Annotated in this window: 13 protein-coding genes; 4 read left to right on the top strand and 9 right to left on the bottom strand. The window is 64.5% G+C overall.

Annotation, left to right across the window (positions count from 1 at the left end; translation table 11 throughout):
* Window positions 1-180 precede the first annotated feature (180 nt).
* From HHL27_RS18225 to HHL27_RS18210, 4 genes are all read left to right on the top strand, one after another.
* Window positions 181-1446, top strand: coding sequence for an efflux RND transporter periplasmic adaptor subunit (locus tag HHL27_RS18225; protein WP_169494822.1), 1266 nt, complete (start codon window positions 181-183; stop codon window positions 1444-1446).
* The gene (locus HHL27_RS18220) at window positions 1443-4628 is read left to right on the top strand and encodes an efflux RND transporter permease subunit (RefSeq protein ID WP_169494821.1); all 3186 of its coding nucleotides are present in this window, start codon (window positions 1443-1445) and stop codon (window positions 4626-4628) included. Before HHL27_RS18225 ends, HHL27_RS18220 begins: the two co-directional genes overlap by 4 nt.
* Complete coding sequence (locus tag HHL27_RS18215) at window positions 4628-6082, top strand: efflux transporter outer membrane subunit (RefSeq protein ID WP_169494820.1); 1455 nt, start codon at window positions 4628-4630, stop codon at window positions 6080-6082. The genes HHL27_RS18220 and HHL27_RS18215 overlap by 1 nt, the downstream gene beginning before the upstream one ends.
* A gap of 89 nt (window positions 6083-6171) precedes the next feature.
* A complete protein-coding gene (locus HHL27_RS18210) occupies window positions 6172-6492 on the top strand; it encodes a hypothetical protein (protein WP_169494819.1) in 321 nt (106 codons plus the stop codon).
* Window positions 6493-6595: 103 nt separating this feature from the next.
* On the opposite strand, the gene katG is transcribed toward HHL27_RS18210, so the two are convergent.
* The 9 genes from katG to HHL27_RS18165 form a co-directional block, all read right to left on the bottom strand.
* Complete coding sequence (gene katG, locus HHL27_RS18205; protein WP_169494818.1) at window positions 6596-8788, bottom strand: catalase/peroxidase HPI; 2193 nt, start codon at window positions 8786-8788, stop codon at window positions 6596-6598.
* 82 nt (window positions 8789-8870) lie between these two features.
* Window positions 8871-9443: an NAD(P)H-dependent oxidoreductase gene (locus HHL27_RS18200; protein ID WP_169494817.1), complete on the bottom strand. Its 573-nt coding sequence runs from the start codon at window positions 9441-9443 to the stop codon at window positions 8871-8873.
* Window positions 9440-9778: a GNAT family N-acetyltransferase gene (locus HHL27_RS18195; protein ID WP_169494816.1), complete on the bottom strand. Its 339-nt coding sequence runs from the start codon at window positions 9776-9778 to the stop codon at window positions 9440-9442. Before HHL27_RS18195 ends, HHL27_RS18200 begins: the two co-directional genes overlap by 4 nt.
* A 75-nt stretch (window positions 9779-9853) precedes the next feature.
* A complete protein-coding gene (gene cobU / locus HHL27_RS18190; protein ID WP_169494815.1) occupies window positions 9854-10363 on the bottom strand; it encodes a bifunctional adenosylcobinamide kinase/adenosylcobinamide-phosphate guanylyltransferase in 510 nt (169 codons plus the stop codon).
* Entirely contained in the window at window positions 10360-11817 is a 1458-nt protein-coding gene (locus HHL27_RS18185; RefSeq protein ID WP_169494814.1) for a cobyric acid synthase, read from the bottom strand. Before HHL27_RS18185 ends, cobU begins: the two co-directional genes overlap by 4 nt.
* Window positions 11805-12719: an adenosylcobinamide-phosphate synthase CbiB gene (gene cbiB, locus HHL27_RS18180; RefSeq protein ID WP_169494813.1), complete on the bottom strand. Its 915-nt coding sequence runs from the start codon at window positions 12717-12719 to the stop codon at window positions 11805-11807. Before cbiB ends, HHL27_RS18185 begins: the two co-directional genes overlap by 13 nt.
* Window positions 12712-13695, bottom strand: coding sequence for a threonine-phosphate decarboxylase CobD (cobD, locus tag HHL27_RS18175; RefSeq protein WP_169494812.1), 984 nt, complete (start codon window positions 13693-13695; stop codon window positions 12712-12714). Before cobD ends, cbiB begins: the two co-directional genes overlap by 8 nt.
* The gene (cobS, locus tag HHL27_RS18170; protein WP_169494811.1) at window positions 13692-14414 is read right to left on the bottom strand and encodes an adenosylcobinamide-GDP ribazoletransferase; all 723 of its coding nucleotides are present in this window, start codon (window positions 14412-14414) and stop codon (window positions 13692-13694) included. The genes cobD and cobS overlap by 4 nt, the downstream gene beginning before the upstream one ends.
* A complete protein-coding gene (locus HHL27_RS18165) occupies window positions 14411-14977 on the bottom strand; it encodes a histidine phosphatase family protein (RefSeq protein WP_169494810.1) in 567 nt (188 codons plus the stop codon). The genes cobS and HHL27_RS18165 overlap by 4 nt, the downstream gene beginning before the upstream one ends.
* Window positions 14978-14979: the final 2 nt, after the last annotated feature.

Below are 14979 nucleotides of genomic sequence, written 5' to 3'. Positions count from 1 at the left end.
GCGGGGAAGAAGCACGCAAGTCCTATCGGATCGGCGAAATGCCAGAGGCTTTGCCGGAACATTAAATTTTGGCTGGGGTCGAAGAAGGGCGGCTTCCGGGCGTCGACACGTAAGCGGACTGTAAGCGGCGATGGCTAGCGGGCTTGGCGGGCGGACCCCCACCAAATTCATGGCTTTCCGATGAACTTCCTCAATACCGTCCCGGAACTGAGCCGGAAGCAGCAGCTGCGGTTACTCGCGCTGGCAGTCGCGGCTGTGGCCGCCATGTTCGCGGCGTTCGCCGGCATTCGGGCGCTCGTTCGTCCGAAGCCTGTTCCGGTCGCCTCGCTGCCGCAGGGCGAAGTTCAACTGACGCGCCAGCAGATGGCGAGCGTGACGATCGCAACGGCGCGCGCGGACGACGGCGTAGAGCGCACCGGTGCCAGCGGCCAGATCGCCGCAGACGAAACGCGCAGCACGCCCGTGTTCCTGCCGTATTCGGGGCAAGTGCTGAAGGTCATGGTCCAGAACGGGGACCGGGTAGCGCCCGGCGCCGTGCTCTTGCGGATCAGGACGAGCGATATCGTCGATGCGCGCAATGCGCTGTTCGCGGCTGAAGCACAGCGCGCCGGGGCAGCAGCGCAAGCGCGGACGGCAGCGGACAATGCCCGTCGCGCCGAGGAAGTCTATCGGGAAGCGGGCGGCGCGCTCAAGGATCTGCAGCAGGCCCGCAGCGATCTCGCCAACGCGCAGGCTGCCTTGCGCATTGCCGATTCCGCGGCCGCCGCCGCCAGAGACAAGCTGGTCGTGTTCGGCAAGACTCCGGGCGAGATATCAAGGTTGGGCCGGGCAAGCGACATCGGCGGGCTTCACGCCGACACCAACCTGCGGGCGCCGATCGGGGGTGTCGTGGTCACCCGGTCCGTTGCCGATGGACAATATGTCACGAGCGGAGGGACCCAACCGGCCTTCGTCATCGCGGACCTGTCCCGCGTCTGGCTGGTGGCGCAGGTGCCCGAAACCAGCGCGGCACGGATCCATGCTGGCGATCGCGTGGAAGTTCGCACGACCGCGCTGCCCGGCCAGACGTTCGACGCAGTGGTGGACAATGTGGCGGCCCAGATCGATCCGGTGTCTCATCGCCTTACGGTGCGCGCCACCATCCCCAATCCGCAAGGTCTGCTCAAGCCGCAGATGTTTGCCGACTTCGTGATCAAGTCGCCGGGTTTGAAAGTCTCGGGCCAGCAACCGGCGGGCGGCGCTTCGGTACCCGACGTTGCGGTTATCCATGAAGGCGATTCCGCGCGCGTGTGGGTCTATCTCGGCAACGGCAGGGTTGTGGCGCGGCCGGTGATCACTGGACCCAGCCACGATGGCGTCGTCACCATCATTTCAGGCTTGAGACCAGGCGAAAGGATCGTCACGAGCGGCGCGCTGTTCGTCAACGAGGCGGGGCTGCACGGATGATCGGGCTCGTCCGGCTCGCGCTTCGCCAGCGCCTTACCATCGTCGGCTTCTTTGTCGCGATGGTGCTTGCGGGCGGCATAGCCTTCTACAACCTCAACATCGAAGCCTATCCCGACCCGGTCCCGCCGATGGTGGAGATCGTGACCCAGAGCTCGGGCCTGTCTGCCGAGGAGATGGAGCGCGGCGTGACCGTGCCGATCGAGGTGCAGATGGCCGGCCTGCCGCACATGACGGCGATCCGGGCGATCTCGCTGTTCGGGCTATCCGACGTGAAGATCCAGTTCACGTACGACTTCAATTACGATCAGGCACAGCAGCAGGTCATCAACCGCCTGTCGCAGCTGCCACCTTTGCCTGGTGGTGTCGTCCCGGCCATCTCGCCGACGAGCCCCGTGGGCGAGATCTATCGCTACCAGATCAAGGCGCCGCCGGGATATTCGGTAGAGGATCTCAAGACGTTGCAGGACTGGGTGCTGCAGCGCCGCTTCAAGGCGATCCCCGGCGTGATCGACGTGACGGGATGGGGCGGCAAGCTGCGCAGCTATGACGTGGTTGTCGATCGGGACAAGCTCGCCGCGCATCACACCACGGTCGGCCAGGTCATTTCGGCCCTCTCGCGCGCGAACGCCAACGTCGGCGGGCAAACGATCAACTTCGGCGCGCAGAGCGCGATCGTCAGGGGGATCGGCCTGATCCAGTCACCTGACCAGATCGGCTCGACGCTGGTGAGCCGTGATGGCGACGTACCGGTGCTGGTACGCGACGTGGCCGCGATCAAGATCGGCAACCTGCCGCGCAACGGCATAGCCGGGCTGAACGATCAGGACGATATTGTCCAGGGCATTGTCCTTATGCGCCGTGGCGCGGAGTCCATGCCGACGATCAAGGCGGTCAAGGCCGAGATCGATCATATCAATTCAAGCGGCATTCTGCCGCCGGGCGTCAGCCTCGAGCGCATCTATGATCGCTCCGACCTGATCGGCGTGACCACCCACACGGTCATGGAGAACCTGGTCGCCGGCGTGCTGCTCATCTTCTTCCTGCAGTGGGCTTTTCTGGGCAATCTCAGGAGCGCGCTGATCGTGGCAGCGACAATCCCCTTTGCTCTCGCGTTCGCAGTGCTGATCCTCACGCTGCAGGGGGAATCGGCCAATCTGCTGTCGGTGGGCGCGCTCGATTTCGGCCTCGTCGTGGATGCCACGGTGATCATGGTCGAAAACATATTCCGCCACATGGCCGAGCGATCGCATCACGTGACAAACCATGAAGGCGAAGGCGCACACTTCACCTTCGCCAGCCGCATATCCGCTGTGCTCGCCGCTTCGATCGAGGTCAGCCGCGGTATCTTCTTTGCAGCGGCGATCATTATTGCGAGCTTCCTGCCGCTGTTCACACTCACCGGCGTAGAAGGGCACATCTTCGGCCCGATGGCCAAGACATATGCTTACGCCATCCTCGGCGGCCTGATCGCGACATTCACCGTTGCTCCGGTGCTGGCAACGATGCTCCTGCCCGACCGGTTAAGCGAAGTCGAAACGTGGATCGTAAGCCGTCTGCGCCGGATCTACGAACCCGCGGCAAGTTTCGCCTGGCGCAACCAGGTGCTTGCGATCGGCGGCGGAGTGGTGCTGGTGGTGGGGGCGCTCATTGGAGTGCGCTCGCTCGGTGTCGAATTCCTTCCCCATCTCGAGGAAGGGAACCTCTACATCCGCGCTTCACTGCCGGCATCGATCTCGCTGGAGGCCGGCGAGCCGATGGCGCGGGCCATCCGCCGCGACATCATGCGCAATCCCGAAGTCCTGGCGGTACTATCCGCCCATGGTCGTCCGGATGATGGCACCGATGCCACCGGCTTCTTCAACGTCGAATACTTCGTCCCGCTCAAGCCCTTCGACGAATGGCCTTCCGGCATGGACAAGGAAAAGCTCGTGGCGGACATGTCGCACAAGCTGGCCGACAAGTATCCCGGCGTGGACTTCTCCTTCTCCCAGATCATCGAGGACAACGTCGAGGAGGCGGCCTCCGGGGTAAAGGGCGCGAACTCGGTCAAGCTGTTCGGCCCCGACCTCGCGACATTGGAGAACCTGGCGGGCCAGATCCGTAACCAGATGGCCAAGGTGCACGGCATCGTCGACCTTGGCATCTTCCAGTCGCTGGGGCAGCCGACCGTCCGGGTCGACGTCGACCGGATCAAGGCCGCGCGCTATGGCCTGACGGTCGATGACGTGAACCAGACGGTGCAAGCCGCGATCGGCGGTGCCAGCCCGGGGGATCTTTACGAAACGCACACCGACCGCCACTTCCCGATCATGGTTCGCCTGAAATCGGACCAGCGTGACAGTCTGGAAGCGGTCAAGCGCATCACGGTCGGTGCCACCGCAAGCGATGGCAGCACGATCCAGGTGCCGCTGTCCGATCTCGCCAGCGTGACGCTGACCAGCGGCGCATCATTCATCTATCGCGAGCACCAATCGCGATATATCCCGATCAAGTTCTCGGTGCGCGACCGCGATCTCGGCAGCGCCGTGGCAGAAGCACAGCGCAACATCGCCCGCAATGTGACTTTGCCACCCGGCTATACGCTCGAATGGGCGGGCGAACTCGCCAACCTAGAGAACGCGGTCCATCGTCTTGAAATCGTCGTGCCGATCAGCCTGCTGCTGATGCTGGGCCTGCTCTACGCAAACTTCGGCAACCTGCGCGACACGCTGCTTTCGTTCAGCGTGATCCCAATGGCGATCGTTGGGGGCGTGCTCGGGCTTCTGCTCACAGGCACCGCGTTCTCGATCTCTGCCGCGATCGGCTTTGTCGCGCTGTTCGGCATTTCGGTCATGGACGGCATCCTTGTCGTGACCAACTTCAACCAGGCCATGGACGAAGGCGCAGAGCGCGAAGATGCATTGCGGACGGCGACAACGAACTCGCTACGCCCGGTGGTGATGACGTGCCTTGTGGCAGCCATCGGTCTGCTGCCGGCCGCACTGTCGACGGGCATCGGCAGCCAGGTGCAGAAGCCGCTCGCCTTGGTGGTTGTTGGTGGCATGACGCTTTCGCCGGTGCTTATCCTGCTGGTCCTGCCCCTGCTGATCGCGCGCTTTTCGAGCCGGCTTCACGGTGGCAGCCCTGGTGAAAGGCGTTCGGACGAGCCTGACGGTGCAGAGCTGGGCGAGGGGGCTGTCTGATGCGCGCCTACCTCACGCCATTGGCGTTGGTTTGCCTCGCCAGCCCAGCCTTTGCCGCCAAAGGGGACAGCACCAATGTTCCCATGCCACCGACCTTGGTGGGGAACGCGTCCGAAGCCGTGCTCAGCAAGCCGATTGCACCTGCCAGTGGACCTGCGCAGACAGTCGTGGCCGGGGAACGGGTAGCGCTGTCTTGGTGGCACGCCTTCGGAAGTGTGGCGCTCGATACGCTGGTCGATCGCGCGCTCCTTGCCAACAACGAAATTGCTGTTGCCAAGGCCAATCTGGCGCAGGCGCACGAGCTTGCCCGTGCAGCCCGTGGCGGAGCCCTGCCTCAGGCCGATCTGGGTTACAACGTAGTGCGCCAGCGCCTTTCGCGAACGCTTTCCTCTCCGTTGAACGATCCGGCGCCGACGATATTCTCGCTCCATACCGCGCAAGTCAGCGTCAGCTATGCCCCTGATCTGTTCGGCGGCAACGCAGCAAGGGTCCGCTCTGCGAAGGCTGCAGAACGCGTGGCGGCTGAGCGGCTCGCCGGACAGCGCAACATGATTGTCGCGAACACAATCCTCGCCGTGATCCAGAACGCCATGCTCGAAGCGCAGGAAAAAGCGGCCAGGACAGCGCTTAACAGCAATCGCGAACTGCTTGACCTCACCCGCCGGCGCGAAGCACTCGGAGCCGTCGGTAAGGCCGACGTCGCGGCGCAGGAACTTGCCCTCGCATCGGCCGAAACCACGCTCGCCGGGCTCGAACGGGTGCGCAGGACGAACCTTGCCGTGCTGTCGGTACTGCTTGGGGAGGACCCGGGTACAAGCCTGCCCTCATTGCCCGCGTTGGCCGATCTGCGCCTCCCGGATCGTCTGCCGCTGGCCCTGCCATCCGATTTGCTGGCGCAGCGGCCCGATGTTGCGGCGGCAGCAGCGACGCTCGAAGGGGCAGGGGCCGACGTCAAGGTAGCCATCGCCGCGCGGCTACCCGTCCTCTCGCTCAGCGCGACAGCGGGCGGCACCGCGCAGACCTTCTCCGACATGTTCCGGGTTGGCAATCCGTTCTGGACGCTGCTCGGTGGGTTGACCGCCCCACTGTTTCACGGCGGCGCTCTGAAGCACCAGCAGAAGGCAGCCGAGGCGGCCCTGGAAGCGGCAAAGGCAAGTTACCGCGCCACCGCGCTTCAGTCGTTCGCCGACGTATCGAACGCGTTGACGGCGCTCGCCACCGATGGCGATGCGCTGGATGCAGCCAAGCGCGCGGACGACGCCGCGAGCCGCAACCTCGACTATGCCCAGCGGCGCCTCAGAATCGGTGTCGGCGGAACGTTCGATGTATACGTGGCGAACGCAGCCGCCCAATCCGCGCGAAGCCAGGCGATCAGCGCCATCGCCATGCGGCTGTCGGATTCGGTCGCCCTGTTCACCGCGTTGGGCGGCAATGTGCAGGCAGAGCCAAAGTGACGCACCGGCCGACCATGAACAGATTCCACGCTTTTGCAGCGCTTGCGGCGCTGGCCCTATGCTCTTGCGCGCCCGAGGTTGCCGTCCCCGTGAAGCTTGAGGCGGGCGCTGCCGATCCGTTGCATCTTCATCACGTCAAGGCGCGATCTGATCGCGATGGCGTCCTTGTCTCGGGACAGGCCGATGGCCCGCGTCTTGGGTACGCACATCGCGGCAGCGTGGTCATCACGCTCGACGCGGGCTCGGAAATGCCATTTCAGCAGCGCTGTGTTGAAGAGCCGATCTCTCGCCGCAAGGATCCCGTGGGCTCGTTCGCGGTGCGCTTTATGAACGTCCCGCCGGAACAGGTCCGTGGCGTCACGGTAGATGTCCGCGCTGAATGCCCCAAATTATCCCGTCTCCCGAATTGAAATCGGTACAACCGAGCTTGAATGGTCGCCTGGCTCAAGCGCAAATGACCCCGGGGAGGAGATCCCCGGGGTCATCACCTTTACATGGAGTTCTTGAAGACGGTCAGGCGATGTCGAACCTGTCGGCATTCATCACCTTCACCCAGGCGGCGATGAAGTCGTCCACGAACTTCTGCTCGTTCCCGATCTCCGCGTAGACTTCGGACACGGCGCGAAGCTGCGAATTCGATCCGAAGACGAGGTCGGTCCGCGTCGCCCGCCAGCGCTCCTCGCCCGTTGCGCGATCTGTGCCGACGAATTCCTCGTCCCCGCTTTCGTCCACCGTCTTCCACTTGGTCCCCATGTCGAGCAGGTTGACGAAGAAGTCGTTGGTCAGCAGCCCGGGCCGGTCGGTCAGCACGCCTTTGCGGCTGTTGCCGGCATTGGCGCCGAGCACCCGCAATCCACCCACGAGCACGGCCATCTGTGGGATCGACAGTCCCAGCAGATGCGCGCGATCGAGCATGATTTCCTCGGTCTTTACTGTCTGCTTGGTCGCGAGGTAGTTGCGGAAGGCATCGGCGCGCGGTTCGAGTACGGCGAAGCTGTCCGCATCGGTCTGCGCCTCGCTCGCATCGCCGCGACCGCCTGTGAACGGCACCGTAACGTCGAACCCGGCGTCGCGTGCCGCCTTCTCGACTGCTGCCGACCCAGCGAGCACAATCGCATCAGCCATCGAAAGGCTGCCGCGCAATTCTTCGATCCGGGAGAGGACGCCTGCGAGTTCCTGCGGATCGTTAACCGCCCAATCCTTCTGCGGCGCCAAGCGAATGCGTGCACCATTGGCACCGCCGCGGTGGTCCGATCGGCGGTAGGTCGATGCCGAGGCCCAGGACGCCTTGACCAGGGCCGAGATCGGGAAGCCGCTTGCAAGGATTGCGCTCTTGAACGCTGCGACATCGTCTTCAGAGGGTGTTGTCCCTGCTGGCACGGGATCCTGCCAGATCAGGTCTTCAGCCGGAACCTCAGGGCCGAGGTATCGGGCCTTGGGCCCCATGTCGCGATGGCACAGCTTGAACCAGGCGCGCGCGAAAGCATCATCGAGTGCCGCCTGGTCGTCACGAAAGCGCTCGGAGATCTTGCGATATTCCGGGTCCATCTTCAGCGCCATGTCCGCGGTGGTCATCATCGTCGGCACGCGTCGGGATGGATCACGGGCGTCGGGGGCCATGTCCTCCGGGTCCGGGTTGATCGGCTGCCACTGATGCGCGCCGGCAGGGCTGCGAACCAGTTCGAACTCGTACTTGAACAGCAGGCGGAAGTAGTCGCCGCCCCATTGCGTCGGGTTCGGCGTCCACGCACCCTCGATGCCGGAGGTCGTGATGTGTCCCTTTTCGATCTGGTCGGCATCCGTCGCCCAGCCAAAGCCCATCAGCTCCATAGCTTCGGATTCTGGCGCGCCGCTCAGCTGGTCGGCCGGCACCGCGCCGTGTGCCTTGCCAAACGCATGACCACCAGCGGTCAGGGCAACGGTTTCCTCGTCGTTCATGCCCATCCGCTCGAACGTGACGCGCATGTCGCGGGCCGATTGGAACGGATTGGGGATGCCGCCGGGTCCTTCCGGGTTCACATAGATCAGGCCCATCTGGATCGCGGCGAGGGGGGATTCTAGCTCCCAACCCTTGTCGGGCTGGATACGGGTCTGGGCACCGGTGTCGACCCAGGCTTCTTCGGTACCCCAGTAGATGTCGCGCTCCGGCTCGAAGCTGTCGGGGCGCCCACCGCCGAACCCGAAGACCGGGCCGCCCATCGATTCAATCGCCACGTTTCCGGCCAGGATGAACAGGTCGGCCCAGCTGATGTTCTTGCCGTACTTGCGCTTGATCGGCCATAGCAAGCGGCGCGCCTTGTCCAGGTTGCCATTGTCTGGCCAGGAATTGAGTGGCGCAAAGCGCTGCTGCCCGCTTCCCGAGCCGCCGCGACCGTCGGCCGTGCGGTAAGTGCCGGCCGAGTGCCAAGCCATGCGGATGAAGAACGGGCCATAGTGCCCGTAGTCTGCCGGCCACCAGCTTTGTGAATCGGTCATCAGCGCGCGAAGGTCGGCCTTGAGAGCTTGATAGTCCAGCTTCTTGAACGCGTCGGCGTATTTGAATTCCGTGCCCATCGGATCGGGGGAAGCGCCATTCTGCGTCAGGATGTCGAGCTGCAGGGCATCGGGCCACCAGTCCTTGTTGGTTCGCCCCAGCAAGGCACGCACGCCGCCATCTGCGGCATGGAACGGGCACTGCCCGCGCATTTGTCCGGTCGTCTCGTTCATCGCGCTTCTCCACTCTATTTGCAGCGAAGGTAACGGGGCGCCCGTGATCTGAGAAACGACTAAAGATGGATATAATAATTGATTACGTCGATTTAGCGCTCCCGCGATCCGCCACATGGCTGACAAAGCCGGCGATAAATCGCTCGATCTTGTCTCGGGTGTCCTGATCGATGACTTTGCCATCTTCACCGATCACCTTCCCGGCATGCGAGACGAGTAGCCGCCCTCCCCGCCACAGATCGACGCCCAGCGTGCGCAGCACCGGGAGCCAGTGGTTCTGCGACAGAATCGTCCCGAATCCTCCCGGAGAAGCGCCGATGATCGCGAAGGGGCGATCCTTGAATACGCGCGCCGAATCCTCCGGTGGACGCGATGCCCAGTCGATGGCGTTCTTGAACACGCCGGGAATGCCATTGTTGTATTCGGGCGTCCCCAGGATCACCCCGTCCGCGGTTGCGATCGCCTCCTTCAGCGCCGCCACCGGTCCCGGGATGCCATCAGCCTCTTCGAAATCTGCATCATACAGCGGAACGCCATGCAGCGTGTGCACGTCAAGAGTAGCGCCAGCCGGCATCAGCTCGGCCGCTGTTCTCAGCAGGGCGGTGTTGAAAGACGCACTTCGCAGGCTTCCGGAAATGCCGATCAGGTGGATCACGATGCATGCCCTTTCTGAATGGAGGGGACTTCGCCTGGGCCGACGGTCATTACCTCCTGCCATTCGAGATGATTCAGGTACCGCGCCCGTACATACGGGCACAGCGGGATGATGCGAAACCCGCTGCTGCGGGCGTCGTCGATCAGGAATTCGACTAGCGCGGCGGCCGCTCCCGTACCGCGCAGCTCATCCGGCGCGCCGGTGTGGTCGGCGCTAATGAGCCCGGGCCCGCGATGGGTGAATGTCAGTTCGGCTTCGGCCGAAATGCCGGCCACTTTCGCCACGTACCGGCCGTGACGGCCGTCGTCTTCCTTGGAAATGGTGATTTCGGTCATCGTGCACTCCGGTCTATGTCACCCATCGCACAAGTCGCCGACGCATAATCGAGTTGTGTCCCGCTGGACTGGCGCTCACTTGATCTGGAGTGGAATGCCCGCGACGGTCAACACCACCGAGCAGCAATGCCGGGCAATTTTCTGGTTCAGCATGCCTGCCTCGTCGCGAAACGCTCGGGCGAGCGGGTTGGTGGGTACGATGCCCATGCCGACTTCGTTGGCGACAAGTACCACCGGTCTCGGGCACCGGGTGATCGCCTGGACAAGTTCGTCGCCGGCAATGGCAACGTTGCGTTCGGCCAGCATGATGTTCGACAGCCATAGCGTCAGGCAATCGACAAGGATCGCACCGTAATCCGGTCCGATGCTCTCAAGCGTCGCAGGCATTTCGAGCGGAGCTTCGAAAGTGCACCATCGCGGACCACGATCTGCCTGATGTCTGGCGATCCGGTTCGCCATCTCTTCGTCGAAGGCCTCCGCCGTCGCGACATAGGCAAGCGGCCCGTGATGCTTCTCTGCCAAAGTCTGCGCATGCGCGCTCTTGCCCGACCGCACGCCCCCAACCACAAGCACTGCTTCGCTCATCGCCGATATCCTGCGATGTTCAGCAAGGCAGGAATATCGAGGTGTCGTTCCAGCGCGTCGGCCAGCTCGTCTAGCGCGGTGTCGATGCGATGGGTGTGATCGACCCCGTCACTGCCGGCCTTGAGCAGCGTCAGAAGCTGGCCGCGAAAGCCGGGCGCCGAAAGCAGGCCGTGGCAATATGTGCCGAACACGCGCCTGTCGGCCGCCATGGCGCCATCCCGCCGTCCGTCATCCAGCACGGCGAACGGGCGGTCGCAGTCTGGTCCCGCGGTCACGCCCATGTGCATTTCGTATCCGTCGAATGTGCCTCCCATTGCGGCCCCCGATACCGGCATCAGTGCTTTGCGGGACGTCAGCGTCGTTTCGACGTCGAGCAGAGCCAGGCCCTCGGCAGCCCCGTTCTCACCTTCGATACCGGTGGGGTCGGCAATGCGGCGGCCGAGCATCTGGTATCCCCCGCAGATCCCGAGGATGACGCCTCCGGCACGATGGTGGGCGATTACGTCGATGTCCCAGCCCTGGGCGCGCAGGAAGGCCAGATCGGCAAGAGTCGCTTTTGAGCCGGGCAGGACGATAAGGTCCACCTCCCTTGGGATTGGCATCCCCGGGGGCACCATAGCGACATCGACATCAGGCTCCTGTCTAAGGGGGTCGAGATCATCGAAGTTCGAGATCCGGGGAAGGATAGGACAGGCAACAAGACAGCGTCCGCTCGCTACAGAAAGTCCCCTTTCCAGGATCACCGCGTCTTCGCTCGGCAACCGGGCAACAGCCGGTAGCCACGGGACGACGCCCAGCCCTGGCCAGTCGGTCAGACGTTCAATGGCCTGATATCCATCGGCGAACAGCGCCGGATCGCCGCGGAACTTGTTGATGATGAAGCCGCGGATCATCGCCGCATCCTCGGGATTGATCACCGCCCGTGTGCCGGCGATCGCGGCGATGACGCCACCCCGGTCGATGTCGCCGACCAGGACTACCGGAACGTTTGCCGCGCGCGCGAAGCCCATGTTGGCAATGTCGCCCGCGCGCAGGTTGATCTCTGCCGGACTTCCTGCTCCTTCGACCACCACGATGTCCGCACGGGCGCAAAGGCGCGCATGGCTTTCCAGCACCTCGGGCAGAAGCGGGCGCCGACCTTCGAGGAAGTTCGCGCTGCCAAGCGTGCCGCGAACCTTGCCTTGGACCACCAGTTGCGCGGTCCGGTCCGCCTGTGGTTTCAGCAGAACCGGATTCATGTCGGTATGGGCCTGCGCTCGGCACGCCATCGCCTGCAACGCCTGCGCGCGCCCGATTTCCCCGCCGTCGATTGTCACAGCGGCGTTGTTGGACATGTTCTGCGGCTTGAATGGCAGGACGCGAAGCCCGCGGTTGGCAAGCGCACGGCACAAGCCTGCGACCAGCACGGACTTGCCGACGTCTGAGCCGGTTCCCTGCAGCATCACCGAAACCATAGCGCTCCTATCCCTGTCATGATTGCAAGCGCGATCCACGCGCGCCGGTAAATCGAGATGGCACGGGCAAGATCGGCCATGCCGGGCGCGACGCCATCGCCGATCCACGGCTTGTCGTACACCACTCCGTCATAGCGAGCCGGTCCTGCAAGCCGAACGCCAAGAGCTCCCGCCATGGCAGCTTCGGGCCATCCCGCATTGGGCGATGCGTGTTGCCCATGGTCGCGGCACAATACTCTCGCGCCCTTGCCAGCCACCACGACGATCAGCAGCGCGGAAAGGCGGGCAGGGATCAGGTTGGCCAGATCGTCGAAACGCGCGGCGGCCCAGCCATAGGCGCGATAGGGTTCCTCGATGTGGCCAACCATGCTGTCGGCCGTGTTCGCAGCCTTGTACGCAAACGCTAGCGGCAGCCCGCCAACGGCGAGCCAGAACAGGGGGGCGATGACGCCATCACAAAGGCTTTCTGCGAGGCTTTCGATGGCGGCGCGGGCAATGCCATCTTCGCCAAGTTCATGCGTATCGCGACCGACGATCCTGCCGAGCGCAGCACAGGCGGCGGGGAGATCGCCGGCGCGCAGGGCGGCGAGGATCGGGCGGAGGTGATCGTCGAGGCTGCGGGCGGCGAGCGTGGGCCAGGCGGCGAGAGCGAGCAGCAGAGGAGAATCCAGCAGCGCCTGAAGGAGCAGCCCAAGCCCAGCCGCCGCGCCGATCAGGAAGATCTGCGCCACGATGCCAAGCGTGCGGCGCGGCAGCCCGACGCGGTTGAAGCGTATGTCGCAGGCCGCGATGAGCCGCGCGGCGAGACCCACCGGATGCCCGACGAGGTGGTAGAGCCATCGTGGCCAGCCCAGCACTGCTTCGAGGGCGAAGGCGAGTGCGATGGCGAGCGGGTCAGCCATCGCGCAGTGCCCGGTCGAGCCGCGCGAGCGCGAGGCCATCGGCGGGGACGCCGAAGCGCAAGTGGTTCGGCTTGTCGGCGAAGGGACGGACGAGGATGCGGGCGCGGGCAAGCCGTTCAAACAGCGCAGCCGCATCCGGCGTGACGACTAAGCGGAACAGCGGGCTGGCACCCATTCCGATCAACCCGTGGCGGTCCAGCATGGCATCGAGCGCAACCGCCCGCGCCGCCAGATAGATGCGTGCCTGCGCGATCCAGCTCTGGTCCCGGTATGCCGCCGACGCGATCCTGAGCGCTGCGGCGTGAAGCGGCCAATCCCCCATGGCTCTGCGCAGCGATGCGATCAGCAGCGGCGGCGCGATAGCGAAACCGAGGCGCAGGCCGGCGAGCCCGAAGAACTTCCCGAAAGAGCGCAGCACGACGAGGTTGGCTCGTGCAGCGACGTTGCCCGCGACGCTTTGCGCAGGGGTTGCATCGGCAAAGGCTTCATCGACGACGAGCCAGCCATCCCGTGCCGCGATCCGGTCGTGCCACGCCAGAAGAGCCGAGCCGTCGCGCAAGGTTCCATCCGGGTTGGCCGGGTTGGCGATCATCACAGTGGCCGCAGCACCGGGATCTTCGCCGAACAGAATGGGAGCACTTTCGGCGAAGGCATCGACATGGGTGCGATAGGTTGGCGGAACGGCCCGGCCGGGAAGCCCGATCAACCGCGCGAGCAGACGCATGCCCGCTTCGCTTCCCGGCATGGCGCAGCACAATTCCGGAGCACATCCGAAGTGTGCGGCCGCCGCAGCCTCCAGCTCCACCAGCGTTTCGGGGGAGGGTAGATTCGCCCATTCGACATGCCCCGCTTTGGCAACAGGCCACGGCCGGGGATTGATCCCGGTGGAAAGGTCGAGCCAATCCCTGCGTGAACCGCCATAGCGGCGCGCGGCCGCATCAACCCGACCGCCGTGCTGAAGAAGCGCGAAAGTCATCGGGCCAGGACCAGCGCGAGCAGGAGCGCAGTTTCGACGAGTTCGATGCCCGCGCCGTGGCCGTCGCCCGAGATACCGCCGAGCCTGCGCCTAAGCCACAAACCCCAGCCCCAAGCGACGACCGGTGCGATCAGCAACGCGGGCGCGACAAGCACGCTTGCCGACAGCAGCAGTGCCGCCCACGCTGCAATGTCTCGCCAGCGCACCGCAGACCCGAACAAGGTTCCAAGTCCCTTGTGAAGCGGTGGCAGGGCAAGCGCCCAGCCGAGTGGTGCGGTTCGTGCGATCATCGGCACAAGGATCAGGGCTGGTGCCGAGAGGGTAACACCAGGGGCGGCAAGAGCGTGGAGCAGCACAAGCTTGGCAAGGCATTGCTGGACGATCGCGACGACACCGAAACTTCCGATATGCGGATCGGCCAGCACCTGTGACAGGCGGGACTTGTCGGCATGGCTCGCCCCTGCCGCATCGGCGATGTCGCCCAGACCATCGAGATGAAGGGCGCCGGTGAAAAATATCCATGACGCCAGCCCCACGCACGCCGCGACCCATGGATCTACCATCGATCCGACGAAGAAGGCTGCGACAAGGCAAAGCCCAACCGGCAATCCCGCAAGCGGAAACCATGGAAATGCACGCGCAAAATCACCTTCGTCCGGAACGGAGTGGGGCAACGGCAACCGGGTCAGGAAGCGGACCGCCAGAAGGGGGCCGTTCACGTCTGCAAACCCGTGACCTGCGCGGTGGGGATGCTGCCCTGCCATAGGCGAAGGCTTACCAACGCGGCATAAGGCAGATCGAAAGCCCACACCTGTCGGTGATCGAGGCCAAGCAGGAGTGAGAGCGCGGCCCGGATCGAGCCGCCATGCGCGACGACCAGCGTCGGTCGATCGATTTCGGCCAGCGCGGCTGCAACCCGGCTGCGAAGGTGTGACCAGCGTTCACCATCTGGCGGGGGGTTACGATCTGGGTCTTGCCAGAACCGGGCGAGGGCTTCGCGCGGCAGGCGTTCCGGCGTCTGTCCATCCCAGTGGCCGAAATCGAGTTCGCGCCAACGAGCGTCGAAGTTCGGCACCAGCCCAATAGAGGCGGCGATACGGGCGGCGGGAAGGGCCGCGCGGGCCAGATCCGACGCAACGACGGCAGCGATGTCCAGCCCTTCTGCCCGAGCGAAGCATCGATCGATCCCGGAAGGCAGTGGCGCTTCGTCGGTGCGGCCAAGCATCAACCCTTCGCGGATCGGTGCGCCGTGACGAAGGAGGTGAACAGTAATCTCTCGCATCG

The organism is Novosphingobium olei (genome assembly GCF_012927405.1).
GTDB classification, from domain to species: Bacteria; Pseudomonadota; Alphaproteobacteria; order Sphingomonadales; family Sphingomonadaceae; genus Novosphingobium; species Novosphingobium olei.
The sequence above is the reverse complement of the archived record's forward strand: the minus strand, read 5'-3'. Positions and strand labels throughout refer to the sequence as shown.